Here is a 14779-nt window from a genome sequence, read left to right as displayed (position 1 = left end):
CGCGCTACCCGGGGAAGTGCTGATGCGAGTTGGGCTAACGTTTGTTAGATTACGCTCGTACAACTCAGCCTCGCCAAGGTAGGGCCGGGTTTGTGGCGCCCGGAATTCATCGTTTCCCGCTGTCCGTATCGTCATAGTAGAAAGTTGAAGCCTCGATGGCCCTTACGTTAGGTAGTTTCTCGAACCTCGGAGTGCCCGCATGAGCGCCTCGTTTGCATCGGCCACTGCGCTGCTCGAGTGCCACGGGCTGGAACGGCGGTTCGGCGGTTTGGTGGCCGTGACTGGCGTGGACCTGCGCATCGACCGCGGCGAGATCTTCGGGCTCGTTGGCCCCAACGGCAGTGGCAAGACCACGCTGGTCAACGCCATCACCGGCTTCTACCCGCCGCAGAAGGGGCGCATTCTGCTCGACGGTGCCGACATCACCGGCATGAAGCCCTATCTCGTGGCCAAGCGGCGTCTCGCACGAACATTCCAGAACCTGGCGCTGTTCAACGGCATGTCCGTGCTGGACAACATCATGCTCGGGCGCCACGTGCACCTCAGGCCCAGCGTGGCCAAGACCGCCTTGTACTGGTGGCTGGGCCAGCCCGAGGAGATTGCCCACCGCCGCGTCTGTGAGGAGATCATCGAGTTCCTTCAGTTGCAGGGCGTGCGCGACGAGCCGGTCGAGTCGCTGCCTATCGGCTTGAAGAAGCGCGTCGAGCTGGCGCGCGCGCTGGTCGCCGAACCCAGCTTCCTCATCCTCGACGAGCCGATGGCCGGAATGAACCAGGAGGAGAAGGAGTACATGGCGCGCTTCGTGCTCGACGCGCGCGACGAGCGCGGCATTACCGTATTGCTGATCGAGCACCACATGGACATCGTGACCGGCATCTGCGACCGCATCATGGCGCTCAACTACGGCGAGGTCATAGGAACGGGATTGCCCCGCGAAGTGGTGGCCAACCCGCGCGTGGTCGAGGCCTACCTCGGAAAGGGCCAGCAGCATGCAGCGTGAAGACCACGCGCTGACGGCGTCCCCGGTCTCTTCCGGTGGCGGCTGGGATCTGAACCCCGAAACGACGCTGACTCGGCTGCTGGCGCTCAACGCCCGCACTCAAGGGGCCCGCGTAGCGATGCGCGAGAAGGCGCTGGGCATCTGGCAGGAGTTCACCTGGGCCGAGGTGCTTGACGAGGTGCTCGCCGTGGCCGCGGGCCTGGAGCAGATGGGTTTCGCCCCCGGCGATTCGCTGCTGGTCCTGGGCGACAACCGGGCTCGGCTGTACATGGGCATGCTGGCTGTAGGTGCACTCGGCGGCTATGCGATGCCGGTGTACCCCGACGCCACGCCCGCCGAGGTACTGCACTTTGCCAGCGAGGCAAGGGCACGGTTTGCACTCGCCGAGGACCAGGAACAGGTCGACAAGGTGCTCGAGTTGCGCGAGACGGCCCCGGGCCTGACACACGTCGTGTACGACGACCCGCGTGGCTTGAACAACTACCGGGTCGCGGGCCTGGTCGGCTGGGAAAGGCTGCGCGACGCAGGCGCCGCACGACTGCGAGATCAGCCCGCCCTGCGCGACGACATCATCCAGCGCTCGCGGCCCGAGGGGCCGGCGGTGTTCGTGCACTCGTCCGGCACCACCGGCAAGCCAAAGGGCGTGGTGCTGCAGCAGCGCAACGTCCTCGCAGGGGTGAGCAACGCGGCCAAGGGCCAAGTCTTCGGCTTCGACGAAAAGATCCTCGCCTACCTGCCGATGGCCTGGATCGGCGACTTTGCCGTATCCATGGCGGCCGGCGTGGCGCTGCGCTTCACCATCAACATCCCCGAGCGCTCGGAAACGGTGCTGCGCAACCTGCGCGAGATCGCCCCCACGCTTTACCTCGCTGCGCCGCGCAGCTGGGACAACATGCTCACGACAATTCGCGTGCGCATGGAGGATTCCACGCCGCTGAAGAAGCGGATTTTCGATCATTTCATCGACCGGGGCATCGCCGCCGAACGCCTGAAGCTTGAGGGCAAAGCGCCGTCGGCGGCACAGCGGGTCATGCTGCGGCTGGGCGAATGGATCGTATTCGGCCCGGTGAAGGACCAGCTTGGCCTGAGCCGCATGCGGGTGGCACTTACCGGCGGCGAGGCGATGGGCGAGGACACTTTCCTCTTCTACCGCGCGCTGGGCATCAACCTGCGTCAACTCTACGGCCAGACCGAAAGCAGCGCCTTCAATTCGGTGCAGGCTGCCGACGCGGTGCGGCTGCACACGGTGGGCCGGCCGCTGCCGGGTGTCGACTGCCGCATCGCCGACGATGGAGAAATTCTGCTGCGCTCCGGCAGCATCTTCAACGGCTACTTCCAGAACGAGGAGGCGACACGCAAGACGCTGGTCGACGGCTGGCTCCACACGGGTGACGCCGGCTACGTCGAACCGGACGGGCATCTGGTGGTGCTGGGCCGTGTGTCAGAGGTCGTCCACACGGCCCGAGGCGAGCGATACATCCCGGGCTACATCGAGAACCGCATCAAGTTCAGCCCCTACGTTCGCGACGTGGCCGTGCTCGGCGCCGGGCGGGACCACCTGTGCGCGATGGTCTGCATCGACAGCGAGGCCGTCGGGCATTGGGCCGAGGTCCGAGGCATCCCCTACATCTCCTATGCCGACCTGTCGCAAAAGCGCGAGGTCTACGACCTGGTGGCCGGCGTGATCCGGCACGTCAACGGAGCCCTCCCCGAAGCACTGCGCATTAGGCGCTTCGTCAACCTGCACAAGGAGTTCGACGCCGACGACGGTGAGATCACGCGCACCCGCAAGCTGCGACGCAACGTGATCGACGAGCACTACGCCGCCGTCATCCAGGCCTTGTACTCGGATACCCGCTCGGTGCGGATGAAGGCGCAGATCACCTACGACACCGGGGAGACCGGTGTCATCGAGCGTGAACTCGCGCTGGAGGATCTCTGATCATGGATTGGCCGTTCTTCTTCGAGCTGGCAATCAACGGCGCCCTGTCCGGGCTGATGTACTCGCTGGTAGCGCTGGGGATCGTACTGATCTACAAGTCCTCGTCGGTGCCCAACCTGGCGCAGGGCGCGCTGGCGATGTTGGGCGCTTACGTGGTGCTGGCGTTGTTCGAGACGATGAAGCTGCCCATCTGGGCGGCGCTTGCCGCGGGCATGGTGGTGATGTTCGGCATCGGCATGGGCATCGAGCGCGTGGCGCTGCGCCGTCTCGCAGGCCGCCCGCTGATCATGATCCTGATGATGACGCTGGCGCTGGACATTTTCGTGCGCGCCAGCGCGCTGGTGGCCTGGGGCGGCACCAACCGTGTGTTGCCGCTGCCGATCTCGGCCGACCCCCTGTTCATCGGGCCGGTACTCGTCAACCGCAGCTACGTCGCAGGCGGTGTGATTGCGCTGTCGCTGTTCGGGTTCTTCGTTCTCTTCTTCCGCACACGCATGGGCATCGTGCTACGCGCCATCTCCGACGACTACACCGCCTCGTGGTCGGTGGGCATCTCGGTGGAGCGCGGAGTGGCACTGTCTTGGGCGATGTCCGCGGTGGTGGCCACCCTGGCCGGCGCTCTTTGGGGTTCGATCCAGGGGGTTGATCAGTCGCTCTCGCTGCTGCTGCTGATGGGCATCACGGTGGCCGTGCTGGGGGGACTGGACAGCATCGGCGGCGCCATCCTCGCGGGGCTGCTTCTGGGCATGTTCCAGAGCGTTGCATCGGGCTATCTCGATCCGATCGTCGGCGGTGGCAGCCGAGAACTCGTCGTGGCCGGTACCTTGGTGTTCACCATCCTGGTCCGCCCGCACGGCCTGTTTGGCCGCGAAGACATTCAAAGGATCTGATCACCATGTTCTTTCGACAGGCTGGAATTCATCACAGCACCTACCGCGGGGACAGGCAGCTGTTCCCCATTCCATTCGATCGTTGGCAGATTGGCGTACTGGTCACGCTGGCGCTCGCGGCGCCGGCGCTGCTGAGCCCGTTGTACATGAAGAGCTACATGCTGCCGTGGCTCATCTGGACAGCCGCCGCGCTGGGGCTGAACCTGATCCTCGGCTGGGCCGGACAGTTTCACTTCGGGTACGCCGCGATCATGGGCATCGGCGCCTACACGGCGGTGCACGCGACGCTGCACCGCGTGCCGTTCGAGATCGCGCTGCTCCTCGCCGGCGCGATGTCCACGCTCATCGGCAGTGCGTTCGCGATCACGGCGCTGCGCGTGCGCGGCCTTTATCTTGCGCTCAGCACACTGGCATTGCAGTTCGTGATGGACTGGGTGATCAACAAAGTGCCCGCAGTCAGCGGTGGCACCCAGGCCACGATCCAGGCGCCACCGATGCGCTTGCTGGGCGTCGAGATCACCTCGGATGCCGGACTCTATTACGTGGCGCTGGTTTGGTGCATCCTGGTCACGGTGTTCATGCTCAACCTGCGCCGGTCGGGCCTGGGCCGCGCCCTGGTGGCCGTACGCGAGAAAGACTTCGCCGCTGCCGTGATCGGCGTCAACAGCTTCTACTACAAGCTGGTCGCCTTCGCGATGTCTTCGTTCATCGGCGGCGTCACCGGGGCCATCCTCATTTTCACCTTCTACCGCGCGGTCACGCCCGAGCAGTTCGCCGTGAACGTATCGATCCAGGTGCTGGCAATGGTGATCGTGGGCGGGCTCGGCAGCGTGATCGGCTGCTACTTTGGCGTGGCGTTCATCCTGCTGTTGCCGGGCGTCGTGGCAAACCTTATCTTCGCCGCTGCCCAGGCCGCCGACCTGAAGATTGGTATCGAATTGCTGGCACACATTCCGGCTTTCTTGTACGGCGTGTTGATCATCGGGTTTCTCCTGTTCGAACCGCTTGGCTTGGCCAAGATCTACAGCAACCTGCGCAACTACTTCATCTTCTGGCCCTTTGGCTACGCCAGAAGGTGAATCTAGCCTCCTTCCGTTTCCAGCCAACCTACCCGACGAGGAGTGTCACCGTGATCCAAAGATTCAGACTGTTGCTCGGCGCCACCGCGCTCGTCCTTGGGGCGCAGGCATCCTTCGCGGCCGAGCCGATCCGCTTCGCGCTCTGCTACGACCTCACCAAGGCGTACACCTTCGTCACACCCCAGTTTGCCCAGGCTGCTAAGGACTACGCGGCACTGACCAATCTGCGAGGCGGCATCGAAGGCAACCCGGTCGAGATCATCGTGCAGGACCACGGCAACGAGCCTCAACGCGGCATCGAGTGCTACGAGCGCGTGAAAGGCCAGGCGCTGACGGTCGACCTGCTGTCCACACCCGTTTCCCGCGCCGTGCTGCCGCGGGCCATGAAGGATGGTGAGGTCATGATCCAGGCCATGGTCGGGCGGGGCGATGCTGTCGACGGCGAGGTATTCAACTGGGTGTTCCCGCTGGGCCCGACCTATTGGGGCCAGGCAGCAAACATCGTCGGTCACTACAAGAAGCAATCGGGTGGCTCGCTCAAAGGCAAGAAGATCGCGTTCCTGTACATCGACTACCCGTTCGGCCAAGAGCCGATCCCGGTGATGCAGGAGTTGCAGAAGCGGGAGGGCTTCGAGCTTCAGTTGTTCCCCTACCCGCTTCCTGGCAACGACCAGTCTTCGGCGTGGTCACAGCTCCGACGCTTCCAACCCGACCTGATCGTGCACTGGGCCTTTTCGGCCATGCATGTCGTGGCTGCCAAAGAGGCAAAACGAAATGGCATTCCGTTGGAACGGATCGTCAGCGTCAACTGGCTGAACGACGTGGACATTGCCAATATCGGCGCGGAGGCAGCCAAGGGCATTCGGCGGGCAACGCCTGTGGTCAGCGGCACCGATCACCCGACCATCAAGACCATCCTCCAGGAACTCTACGACAAGGGAAAGGGGAGTGGCGATCGCAAGCTCGTGTCGGACATCTATTATGCGCTGGGTCTGGCCACGTACTCGACGATCTTCGAAGGCGCCCGACTCGCGCTGAAGAACGAGAAGGCGCCACTCACCGCTGCGAAGATGCGCAAGGGGCTTGAGAGCATTCGCGATTTCGATGCCGCTGGACTGCAGCCCGCCTTGACCGTCACAGGCAAAGACCATGGCGGTGGCGGCAAGACGCGAATCGAAATGTGGGACGGCAGCAAGTGGGTCCCGCAGAGCGACTGGTCCGCCGAATACGCCGACCTTGTCTGGAGCACCGTCAAGCAGCACTCTGGCGAGTTTGCCAAGTCCGCAGGCAAGTAACGACGAACAGCGGCGCCGCGACCGGGATGACCTCGGACGCGGCGCCCTCAACCGGAGCACGCCCCATGCGATCCAGCCTGATTCGAGCCATTGCCGCCGTAGCACTCGTTACCGCCACGGCAACCGCACAGGCCCAAGCCGCCGATCCCGTCCGCTTCGGCCTGTGCTACGACCTCACCAAGATCTACGTCGCAGCCGTGCCGCAGGTGGCTCAAGCCGCCAAGGACTTTGCCGACCTGCTGAACCTCCGAGGGGGGCTTGAAGGGCATCCGATCCAGGTGACGGTTCAGGATCACGGCAACGAGCCCCAGCGCGGCATCGATTGCTACGAACGGCTCAAGCGCGAAGGCGTGATGGTCTTCGACTTCTTCTCAACGCCGGTGTCACGCGCGGTGCTGCCGCGCATCATGCAGGACGGCAACATCCTGCTGCAGCCTCTAGTGGGCCGGGGCGATGCGGTGGATGGCGAGGTGTTCAAGAATGTGTTCGTGCTGGCGCCCACATACTGGGGCCAAGCCGCGAACATCGTCAGCTACTTCAAGAAGCAGGCCGGCGGCAACCTGAACGGCAAGAAGATTGCGTTCCTTTACCTGGATACCCCGTTCGGTCGCGAGCCGATCCCGGTGTTCGAGGCTCTCAAACGCCTCGAACGATTTGACTTCCAGACCTTCCCTTTTCCTGTCCCGGGCAATGACCAGAGCGCGGCATTCGCGCAGATCCGCCGATATCAACCCGACTGGGTGGTGCTGTGGTCCTTCTCGCCGCTGAATCCGATCTCCTTCCGCGAGATGCAGCGCAACGGGATCCCCATCGAGCGCATGGTGACGGGCAACTGGATCAACGAAGTCGACATCAACAACTTTGGCGCCGCCGCCGCCAAGGGACTGAAGCGGTCTGCCGTGGTGAGCGGCGGCGCCGAACATCCGCTGGTGCAGGACATCCTGCGCGAGTTGTACGACAAGGGCAAGGGCAACGGCGACAGAAAACTCGTCGCTGACTCTTATTACAACACCGGCCTCGCAGTCTACTCGTCGGCATTCGAGGGCGTGCGCCTTGCGATCAAGACTCAAGGATGGCCACTCACGCCGGAGAAGATTCGCCAGGGCATGTACCGCCTGAAGAACCACGACGCCAAGGGCTTCATGGCGCCGATCACCGTGACGCCGCAGGACCACGGCGGTGGAGGCAAGACGCGCATCGACATGTGGGACGGCACCAAGTGGGTGCCGCAGACGCCCTGGTTCGCCGACTACACCGGCCTGGTGAGCACGCTCATCAAGGCCAACTCGGCGGACTTTGCCAAGGCGAACAAGTGACCGCGAATTCCACGCTGGAACCGAGCCTCCCATGACGACCGCCCTGACGCTCAACAACATCGAGGTCATCTACGACCACGTCTTCCTGGCCATCAAGGGTGTCTCCATCGAGGTGCCCCAGAGCGGCATGGTGGCACTGCTGGGTGCCAATGGCGCCGGCAAGAGCACCACGCTCAAGTCGATCAGCGGGCTACTGAAGTCCGAGCGTGGCGAAGTCACGCGCGGCAACGTGCAGTTCATGGGTCAGGACATCGGCCGACTCGCGCCCCAAGACCGTGTCAAGTTGGGCATTGCGCAGGTTCTCGAAGGCCGTCGGGTCTTCGAACATCTGACGCCAGAGGAAAACCTGATCGCAGCTTCCGCCGTGCATGGAGGCCGAGCCGACATGCTGCGTAACCGCGACCGGGTCTATGCCTACTTTCCACGCCTGTATGAGCGCCGCACCGCAAAATCGGGCTACCTGTCGGGCGGTGAACAGCAGATGCTGGCCATCGGACGAGCGCTGATGACGCAGCCCAAACTGCTGATGCTCGACGAGCCCAGCCTGGGCCTGGCCCCTGTGATCGTCGCCGAGATCTTCGACATCCTGCGCCGCATCAACCGCGAGGAGGGCATGTCGATCCTGCTCGTCGAGCAGAATGCCATCGCGGCGCTCGATGTGGTCTCTCACGGCTACCTGATCGAGAACGGGCGCGTTGTGATGCACGACGAGGCCGAGGTGCTACGCAACAACCCCGACATCCGCGAGGCCTACCTCGGCGGCGCCGAGGGCCGCGACTTCAAGGACATCAAGCACTACCGGCGGCGCAAACGCTGGCTGGCTTGAATCCTCCGGAGCCGGCGTTCGTCGGCCCTCGGGTCAAAGTGGTACGAACACCGGCAGCGGCGGCCCGCCTTCACTGGGATGAAAGCGCACCGCCACGCGCTGGCCGATGCGTAGTGCATCGGCATCGGCATCGACGATGTTGGTCATGACCGTCGGCCCTTCATCGAGCGTCACATAGGCGACGATATACGGCACCTCGGCACCTCGGCACGTCGCATGATGCTGAAGCTGTAGATCGTGCCCTGCCCGCCCGCCTGCCGCCACTCGGTGTTCACGCTGCCGCAGAACGGGCAGCCGTCGCGCGGGTAGTGATGGTGCTCGCCGCACTCGCTGCAGCGCTTGACGAGCAACCTGCCCTCGGCCGCGGCATCCCAGAACGGCTTGGCCTCGGGGTAGACGGTGGGTGCGGGCATGCTCCGCCGCGAGATCGTCAGACTGGGCGTGGTGCGAGGCGGCGACGCGGATCCACGCCAGCTGCTCGCTCGTCGTGCCATGCTCGTGCATGTGGCGCATCGCCGCCATCGCGTACATGTTCACGGTCGTCGGCGCGTAGGGCAGCTCGAACGGAACATCGGGCGCGGGCCCGTAGTTACGCGGCGCGGTCCCCGTGGCCATGCCCTCGGCCTTGGGCCGCCCGGCGAGCGTGATCAGCGCGACATTGCAGCGCCCGGCGGCAATGGCCGCCGCGGCGTGCGCGACATGCACCACGTAGGACGAGCCACCGGTCTCGGTGGTGTCGACATGGCGAAGCTTCAGGCCCAGGTACTCGACCATCGAAAGTGCACCCAGCCCGGGTGCATCGCCGGCGCAGAAGTAGCCGTCGACGTCCTGCATCGCCAGCCCGGCGTCGGCCAGCGCACCGCGCGCGACCTCCGCGTGCAGCTGTGCCACCGACTTGTCGTCGGCGCGACGGATCGGGTGCTCGTACGCGCCCGCGATGCAGGCGGTGTTCTTCAGGCTCATGCGCCCGCTCCTGCCGGCTTGACCGTCGCGGTGCCCTTGATGACATCCTGCCCCTTGCCGTTGCGCACCCACACGTCGTAGACCGGCGGCTCGCTGCCGATGCGCAGCTCGCCGCCGCCCGTCACGTCGTCGTCGATGCGCACCGGCTGCACGAAGCGGATCTCGAGGTGGATGCGGTTCAGCGCATCGAGCCCCAGGGTGTTCTTCAGCGCCTGCCAGATCAGAGCCACCGACATGGTGCCGTGGGCGATGATGCCGCCCATCGGGCTCTCCGCCGCGAAGTCCTTGTCGACGTGGATGGGGTTGTAGTCGTTCGTGACCGCGGCGTACTTCAGGATGGTGTCGAAGTCCACATGCTTGGTCGACGGTGTCAGCTGCGCCTGCATGCGGCCCTCCTCTACTGCGCCAACAGCGTCGTCATGACGCCGGTGAACAGCAGCTCGTTCGATCCGACGGCACGCGTCTCGCTGCGCACGCGCACCCACTTGCGCTCCTTCTTGATCTCCTTGTCGAGGCACCACACGTCGGTGCGGATGGACTCGCCGATGCGCGGCATGCGCCGGATGTCGAAGGTCTGCCCGCCGTGCACGCCGCCCGGCGGGCGCGGCGAGTTCAGGGTGAGCACGGCGTCGATGACGATCATCGCCAGCATGCCGGCGGGCATGACGCCGGAGTCGTCGTCGTTGGGGTAGACGCTGCGCCACTTCGCGACGGTGGCGTCGTCCACCGCGAACTCGCGCGCGCCGTAGTGCTTGCCCGGCTCGTAGTGGGCAAAGTTGAAGACCGGTCCGTCGCTCATGCGGGCTCCACTTGAGGAATCTGCTGTTCGCTGCCGGAACGCGACTCGAAGCACACGCGCACAGCCATGCCGATGCGCACCTGCGCGGGGTCGCAGCGCAGCACGTTGCACATGAAGCGGAAGCCCTCGTCGAGGTCGACCAACGCCAGTACGTACGGGGCGTCGCCTGCGAACGACGCTATCGGCGCGCGGTGGATCACCGAGAAGCTTGCGATGCGCCCGCTGCCCGCGGCCTTCTCCCAGTGCAGTTCCGTCGCATGGCAATGCCGGCAGGCGTTGCGCGCATAGAACTGCGCCTTGCCGCAGGCGCTGCAGCGCTGGAAGCGGAACTCACCCAGGTTGGCGCCTTCCCAGTACGGGCGGCTAATGCTGTCGGGCACCGGCACCGGCTTGGCTGGCACGTCGGACATGGTCAGGCCCTCCCCATCAGGATCGAGCAATGGCCCGAGAAGATGCCGCCGAGCGTGTGCGCGAGCGCGACCTCGGCGTCCTTGACCTGGCGTGCCCCGCATTCTCCGCGCAGCTGGCGCACCGCCTCGACGACGTGAAACATGCCACCGGCCGCACCCGATGATCCGTACGACAGCAGCCCACCGTTGGTGTTGAGCGGGAACTTGCCGCCGATGGCGAACTCGCCGGCGAGCGCCGCCGGGCCGGCCGCGCCGCGCTGGTAGAAGCCCATCGACTCGAGCTGGATCAGCAGCGTGCTCGTGAAGCAGTCGTAGATGTGCGCGCAGTCGACGTTGGAATGCTTCAGCCCGGCGCGGCCCAGCGCGTCGGCCACCGACTCGCGGCAGCCGAAGTCCACCAGCGAGGGCGCGGCAAAGATGTGCTCGTGGGTGTGACCCTCCCCGGTGGCGAGCAGTTCGACGGCGCGCTTGGGCAGGTCGCGCCCCGTCTCGGAGGCGCTGACGAGCACCGCCGCGCCGCCGTCGGAGACCAGGCAGCAGTCCAGCATGCGCAGCGGCGAGGCGATCAACTTGGACCTGCGCACATCGTCCATCGTGATCGGCTTCTTCATGTGCGACTGCGGATGCAGCGCCGCGTTGGCGCGCTGGTTCACTGCCACCGCGGCGAGGTGGTCGCCGTTGAGCCAGCCTTCGTGGAAGTAGACCTGCGCGGCCATCGCGAAGGCGGCCGGCACACTCATGCCGTAGGGTTGCTCGTACTGCTCGTGGCCCACGTCGGCCAGCGCGGCCTGCACCCTCTCGCCCATGCCGGTGAGGCGGTTGTCGCCGGTCACGCACAGCACGTGGCGGCACATGCCCGAGCTCACCAGCGACTCGGCATGCCGCACGAGCAGTCCGCCGGTCATGCCGCCCATGCAGATCGAGGCGTTGACCTTCGGCCGGATGCCGAGGTACTCGGCGAGCACGCCACCGAGCATCAGCTGCGGCGAGGCGAACGAATAGGCGGTGAGCAGGCCGTCGATGTCCGACGGCTTCAGTCCCGCGTCGGCCAGCGCGCCGAGACTGGCCTCGGTGTGCAGCGACATGCACGTGCTCTCCGGCAGCGCACCTACCTGCGTGTCGTGCACGCCACTGACGATGGCTTTGGTGGCCATGGTTCTCCCCGGTGGAGCGGAATCAGGGCAGGCTGACGACGAGGTCGCGCTGCAGCCGGCGCAACTGCTCGACGGCGCCGTCGACGAGATCGGCCATGATGTCCTTCGCCGGCCGGCGCGCCCTGACCAGCCCGCCCGCCTGGCCGGCGATGTTGTAGAAGAGGTCGTGCCGCCTGGCCGCGAGCGCAGCAGCCAGGAAGTCCTCCATCAGGATGCGCTGGTGCGGCGTCTCCAGTGTCGGCAGTCCCGACTCCGCCCAGGCCTGCGCGATCTCGCCGTGGTAGGCACGCACGGTCTTTCCCGTCCAGATCTTGCTGATGCGGAAGGCTTCGGAGTCCGACGCGACGATCTGGTCCTTGCACGCATCGAACAACTGACCCTCGTCGGCAACGAGGAAGGCGGTACCGATCCACACCGCCTGCGCGCCCAGCGCGAGCGCGGCGACGATGCCGCGCCCGTCGGCGATGCCGCCGGCGGCCAGCACCGGTGTCGGGCTCACCGCGTCCACCACCTGCGGAATCAGCGGCAGCGATGCCACCGTGCCGGTATGGCCGCCGGCCTCGGTGCCCTGCGCGACGATCGCGTCGACACCGGACTTCTTCTGCCGTGCCGCATTGCGCACCGAACCCGACAGGCCGATCAACTTCATGCCCTGCGCACGCGCGCGCTCGAGCAGGAAGTCCGGGTCGCCGAGCCCGGCGGCGAAGACCGGCACGCGCTCGTCGAAGATCACCTCGAGCACCGCCTTCGCGTAGTCGATGTTGACTACCGTCTCGTCGGCCGGCTTCACGTCGGGCAGGCCGTAACGGCGGATCAGCTCCTGCACGAAGTCGGCGTGCTTCGGAAAGCGCGCGCGGATCTCGTCGCGCACGGCCGTGCGCGTGGGCGGCGCATCGGCGATGCGCGCCGGCAGCAGCAGATCCACGCCGAAGGGCTTGTCGGTCAGTGTCCTCACGGCGCGGATGCGGCGGCGCGTCTCTTCCGGCGAGAGCCCAGAGCAGCCGAGCACGCCGAGGCCGCCCGCCTGCGACACCGCCGCCACCAGTGCCGGCGGGGTGGCGCGGCCGCCCACGCCCATGCCGGCCAGGAAGATCGGCACCTCGATGCCCCAGGCATCGCAGAAAGAGTTGTGCAGCATGGCCCGGCTCATCGTGCACCCCGGCCCGTCACTTGAAGACCGGCTTGCGCTTGGCGCGGAAGGCGGCGACGCCTTCCTTCACGTCGTCGGTCTGGAACAGGAACGGGAAGGCGTCGATCGCATAGCGCATGTCGTCGCCGCCGATGCCCTTGTTGTAGAACGACTTGGCCATCTGCAGCGCCATCTGCGGCTTGGCCGCTAGCTTCTCGGCGAAGGCCATCGCCTCGTCCATCAGCTGCTCGGGCGCCACGGCGCGCAGCGCAATGCCCAGACTCACCGCCTCAGCGGCCGAGATGGGCTCGCCCAGCATGCTCATCTCCTTGGCCTTGGGCCTGCCAACGATCTGGTGCAGCCGCAGCAGCGCAAAGCCAGGCAGCAGGCCGAGCTGGATCTCGGGCACGCCGAACTTCGCGCGTTCCGAGGCGAGGATGAAGTCGCAGGCGATCGCCAGCTCGAAGCCACCGCCGAAGGCGATGCCATTCACCGCGGCGATCAGCGGCTTGCGACAGCGCTCCGGCGCCTCGAGCACCGGCAGCACGCCGGCGATGAAGTCGCGCGCCTGTTCGGGCGACTCGGGGAAGGTACTGATGTCGGCCCCGGCGCAGAAGGCCTTATCGCCGCGGCCGGTGAGGATGCCCACGCGGATCTCGGGGTCGGACTCGATCTTCGCCAGGCCCTCGGTCACGCCCTGCCGGATCCCAAGCGAGATGGCGTTCAGCTTGGTGGGCTCGTCCAGGGTGAGGACCGCGACACGGCCCTTCGTTTCGAATTCGACGCTGCCGATGCGCATGCGGTGCTCCGTCGGGCAATTTCCAGCCTCATGGCAGGCTACCAAACGTTCGACAGGGTCGTCAACCGGGGCTTTCCACCGGCAGCGCGCTCCGCAGTCCGCCCTAACTTGCCCACGGGATCGCAACGAGATAGCCGGCGTCCACCGGCAGGTTGATGCCTGCGACGGCGGAGGCCTGGGCAGACGCGAGGAAGGCCACCGCCTGCGCAATCTCCCGGACCTGCACCAGCCGCCCGGGAGCACGCCCTTCTCGAGCGCGAGCGTCTGCGTGGAGCCAGGCGAGAACGCGTTCACGCGCACCTTCCTCGGCACCATTCCGCCCCCAGGCACTCACTCGGTCAGGTTGATCAGGCCCGCCTTGACAGGCCCGTACGAAAACAGCGGGCAGGAGCCCATGCCGGCCAGCGACGCGATGTTGACTATCGCCCCGCCGCTCGCACGCGCGGCACGGGTAGGCGCCGCGCAGGTCGACCCGGGCGACGAAGCTCCACTGGCCCATCGTCAGTTCCTCGGGCGGCATCGTGCGCTGCGGCACGCCGCACTGCGCATCCACAGCAGCCACGGCCGCATCGACGGACGCGTCGCCCACATCGAGCGAACCCACAAAGCTGCCGGCGGCCACGGCGAGCACCTGTACGCAGGCCTCGCCGATGCCGCTGGCGCGACAGGTCACCACGGCCACCCCTCCAGAGAAGTCGATCCGCACGTCAGCCTCCATTCGCCGGGCTGCCCTGTTCGGCGCGCAGCACCCGCTAGAGCGGCAACTGGAAGCCGCCCAGCTTGCCGCGGCAAAGCGCCTGCAGTTCCTCCAGCGTGAGCGTTGCGCCGGTTCGTAGCACGACCAACGCCGCCACCCGTTCGCCCCACTGCGCGTCAGGCAGGCCGACGGCCGCCGCCTCGAGCACCTGTGGCAGTTGGTATGGCACACGCTCCACTTCGCTGGAGGCGATGTTCTCGCCGCCGCTGACAATCATTTCCTTCTTGCGGTCGGTGAGAAACACGAATCCCTCGGCATCGACATGGCCGGCGTCGCCGGTGCGGAACCGGCCGCCGGAGAGCCGGCCGCGCAAATCTGAACACGGCGTAAAGTGGACTGGCTGCTCCGATGGGCGAGGATAGAGCCCGAGATTCAGGAGCAGAGAACATGAGCAGAAGACCACGGCGCAACCACTCGGCG

General features: G+C 66.0%; 15 protein-coding genes and 1 pseudogene. 7 read left to right on the top strand and 9 right to left on the bottom strand.

Annotated elements, in window-relative coordinates; all coding sequences use genetic code 11:
• Window positions 1–199: 199 nt before the first annotated feature.
• The 7 genes from HQN59_RS23505 (at window position 200) to HQN59_RS23475 (ending at window position 8348) form a co-directional block, all read left to right on the top strand.
• Entirely contained in the window at window positions 200–1000 is an 801-nt protein-coding gene (locus tag HQN59_RS23505) for an ABC transporter ATP-binding protein (RefSeq protein WP_176071581.1), read from the top strand.
• Window positions 990–2942 (top strand): AMP-dependent synthetase/ligase, encoded by a 1953-nt coding sequence (locus tag HQN59_RS23500; RefSeq protein ID WP_176071580.1) that lies wholly within the window; start codon window positions 990–992, stop codon window positions 2940–2942. The genes HQN59_RS23505 and HQN59_RS23500 overlap by 11 nt, the downstream gene beginning before the upstream one ends.
• Before the next feature lie 2 nt (window positions 2943–2944).
• On the top strand, window positions 2945–3832 hold the full coding sequence (locus tag HQN59_RS23495; protein ID WP_176071579.1) for a branched-chain amino acid ABC transporter permease: 888 nt from the start codon (window positions 2945–2947) through the stop codon (window positions 3830–3832).
• 5 nt (window positions 3833–3837) lie between these two features.
• Window positions 3838–4911 (top strand): branched-chain amino acid ABC transporter permease, encoded by a 1074-nt coding sequence (locus HQN59_RS23490; RefSeq protein ID WP_176071578.1) that lies wholly within the window; start codon window positions 3838–3840, stop codon window positions 4909–4911.
• Between the two features lie 50 nt (window positions 4912–4961).
• Complete coding sequence (locus HQN59_RS23485; protein ID WP_342451291.1) at window positions 4962–6206, top strand: ABC transporter substrate-binding protein; 1245 nt, start codon at window positions 4962–4964, stop codon at window positions 6204–6206.
• A 65-nt stretch (window positions 6207–6271) separates the two neighbouring features.
• On the top strand, window positions 6272–7522 hold the full coding sequence (locus HQN59_RS23480) for an ABC transporter substrate-binding protein (RefSeq protein WP_176071577.1): 1251 nt from the start codon (window positions 6272–6274) through the stop codon (window positions 7520–7522).
• A 31-nt stretch (window positions 7523–7553) separates the two neighbouring features.
• The gene (locus HQN59_RS23475) at window positions 7554–8348 is read left to right on the top strand and encodes an ABC transporter ATP-binding protein (protein ID WP_176071576.1); all 795 of its coding nucleotides are present in this window, start codon (window positions 7554–7556) and stop codon (window positions 8346–8348) included.
• Between the two features lie 138 nt (window positions 8349–8486).
• Here the strand turns inward: HQN59_RS23475 and HQN59_RS27125 are convergent.
• From HQN59_RS27125 to HQN59_RS23425, 9 genes and pseudogenes are all read right to left on the bottom strand, one after another.
• Window positions 8487–9311, bottom strand: a pseudogene (locus HQN59_RS27125) (hypothetical protein); the annotation flags it as partial.
• On the bottom strand, window positions 9308–9697 hold the full coding sequence (locus tag HQN59_RS23460) for a MaoC family dehydratase (protein ID WP_176071575.1): 390 nt from the start codon (window positions 9695–9697) through the stop codon (window positions 9308–9310). The pseudogene HQN59_RS27125 and the gene HQN59_RS23460, both read right to left, overlap by 4 nt.
• A gap of 11 nt (window positions 9698–9708) precedes the next feature.
• A complete protein-coding gene (locus HQN59_RS23455; protein ID WP_176071574.1) occupies window positions 9709–10110 on the bottom strand; it encodes a MaoC family dehydratase in 402 nt (133 codons plus the stop codon).
• A complete protein-coding gene (locus tag HQN59_RS23450; RefSeq protein ID WP_176071573.1) occupies window positions 10107–10520 on the bottom strand; it encodes a Zn-ribbon domain-containing OB-fold protein in 414 nt (137 codons plus the stop codon). Before HQN59_RS23450 ends, HQN59_RS23455 begins: the two co-directional genes overlap by 4 nt.
• A gap of 2 nt (window positions 10521–10522) precedes the next feature.
• Entirely contained in the window at window positions 10523–11674 is a 1152-nt protein-coding gene (locus tag HQN59_RS23445; protein WP_176071572.1) for a thiolase family protein, read from the bottom strand.
• A 22-nt stretch (window positions 11675–11696) separates the two neighbouring features.
• The gene (locus HQN59_RS23440) at window positions 11697–12812 is read right to left on the bottom strand and encodes an NAD(P)H-dependent flavin oxidoreductase (RefSeq protein WP_176071571.1); all 1116 of its coding nucleotides are present in this window, start codon (window positions 12810–12812) and stop codon (window positions 11697–11699) included.
• A gap of 28 nt (window positions 12813–12840) precedes the next feature.
• A complete protein-coding gene (locus HQN59_RS23435) occupies window positions 12841–13602 on the bottom strand; it encodes an enoyl-CoA hydratase/isomerase family protein (RefSeq protein WP_176071570.1) in 762 nt (253 codons plus the stop codon).
• Window positions 13603–13705: 103 nt separating this feature from the next.
• Window positions 13706–14308, bottom strand: coding sequence for an SDR family oxidoreductase (locus tag HQN59_RS26385; protein ID WP_342451290.1), 603 nt, complete (start codon window positions 14306–14308; stop codon window positions 13706–13708).
• A gap of 46 nt (window positions 14309–14354) precedes the next feature.
• A partial coding sequence (locus HQN59_RS23425; RefSeq protein WP_425342768.1) for an AMP-binding enzyme occupies window positions 14355–14779 on the bottom strand: 425 nt, incomplete at its 5' end.

It is taken from the genome of Rhizobacter koreensis (assembly GCF_013366375.1).
GTDB lineage: Bacteria > Pseudomonadota > Gammaproteobacteria > Burkholderiales > Burkholderiaceae_C > Schlegelella_A > Schlegelella_A koreensis.
Note: the sequence above shows the minus strand (reverse complement) of the source record. Positions and strands in the feature narration are given on the sequence as shown.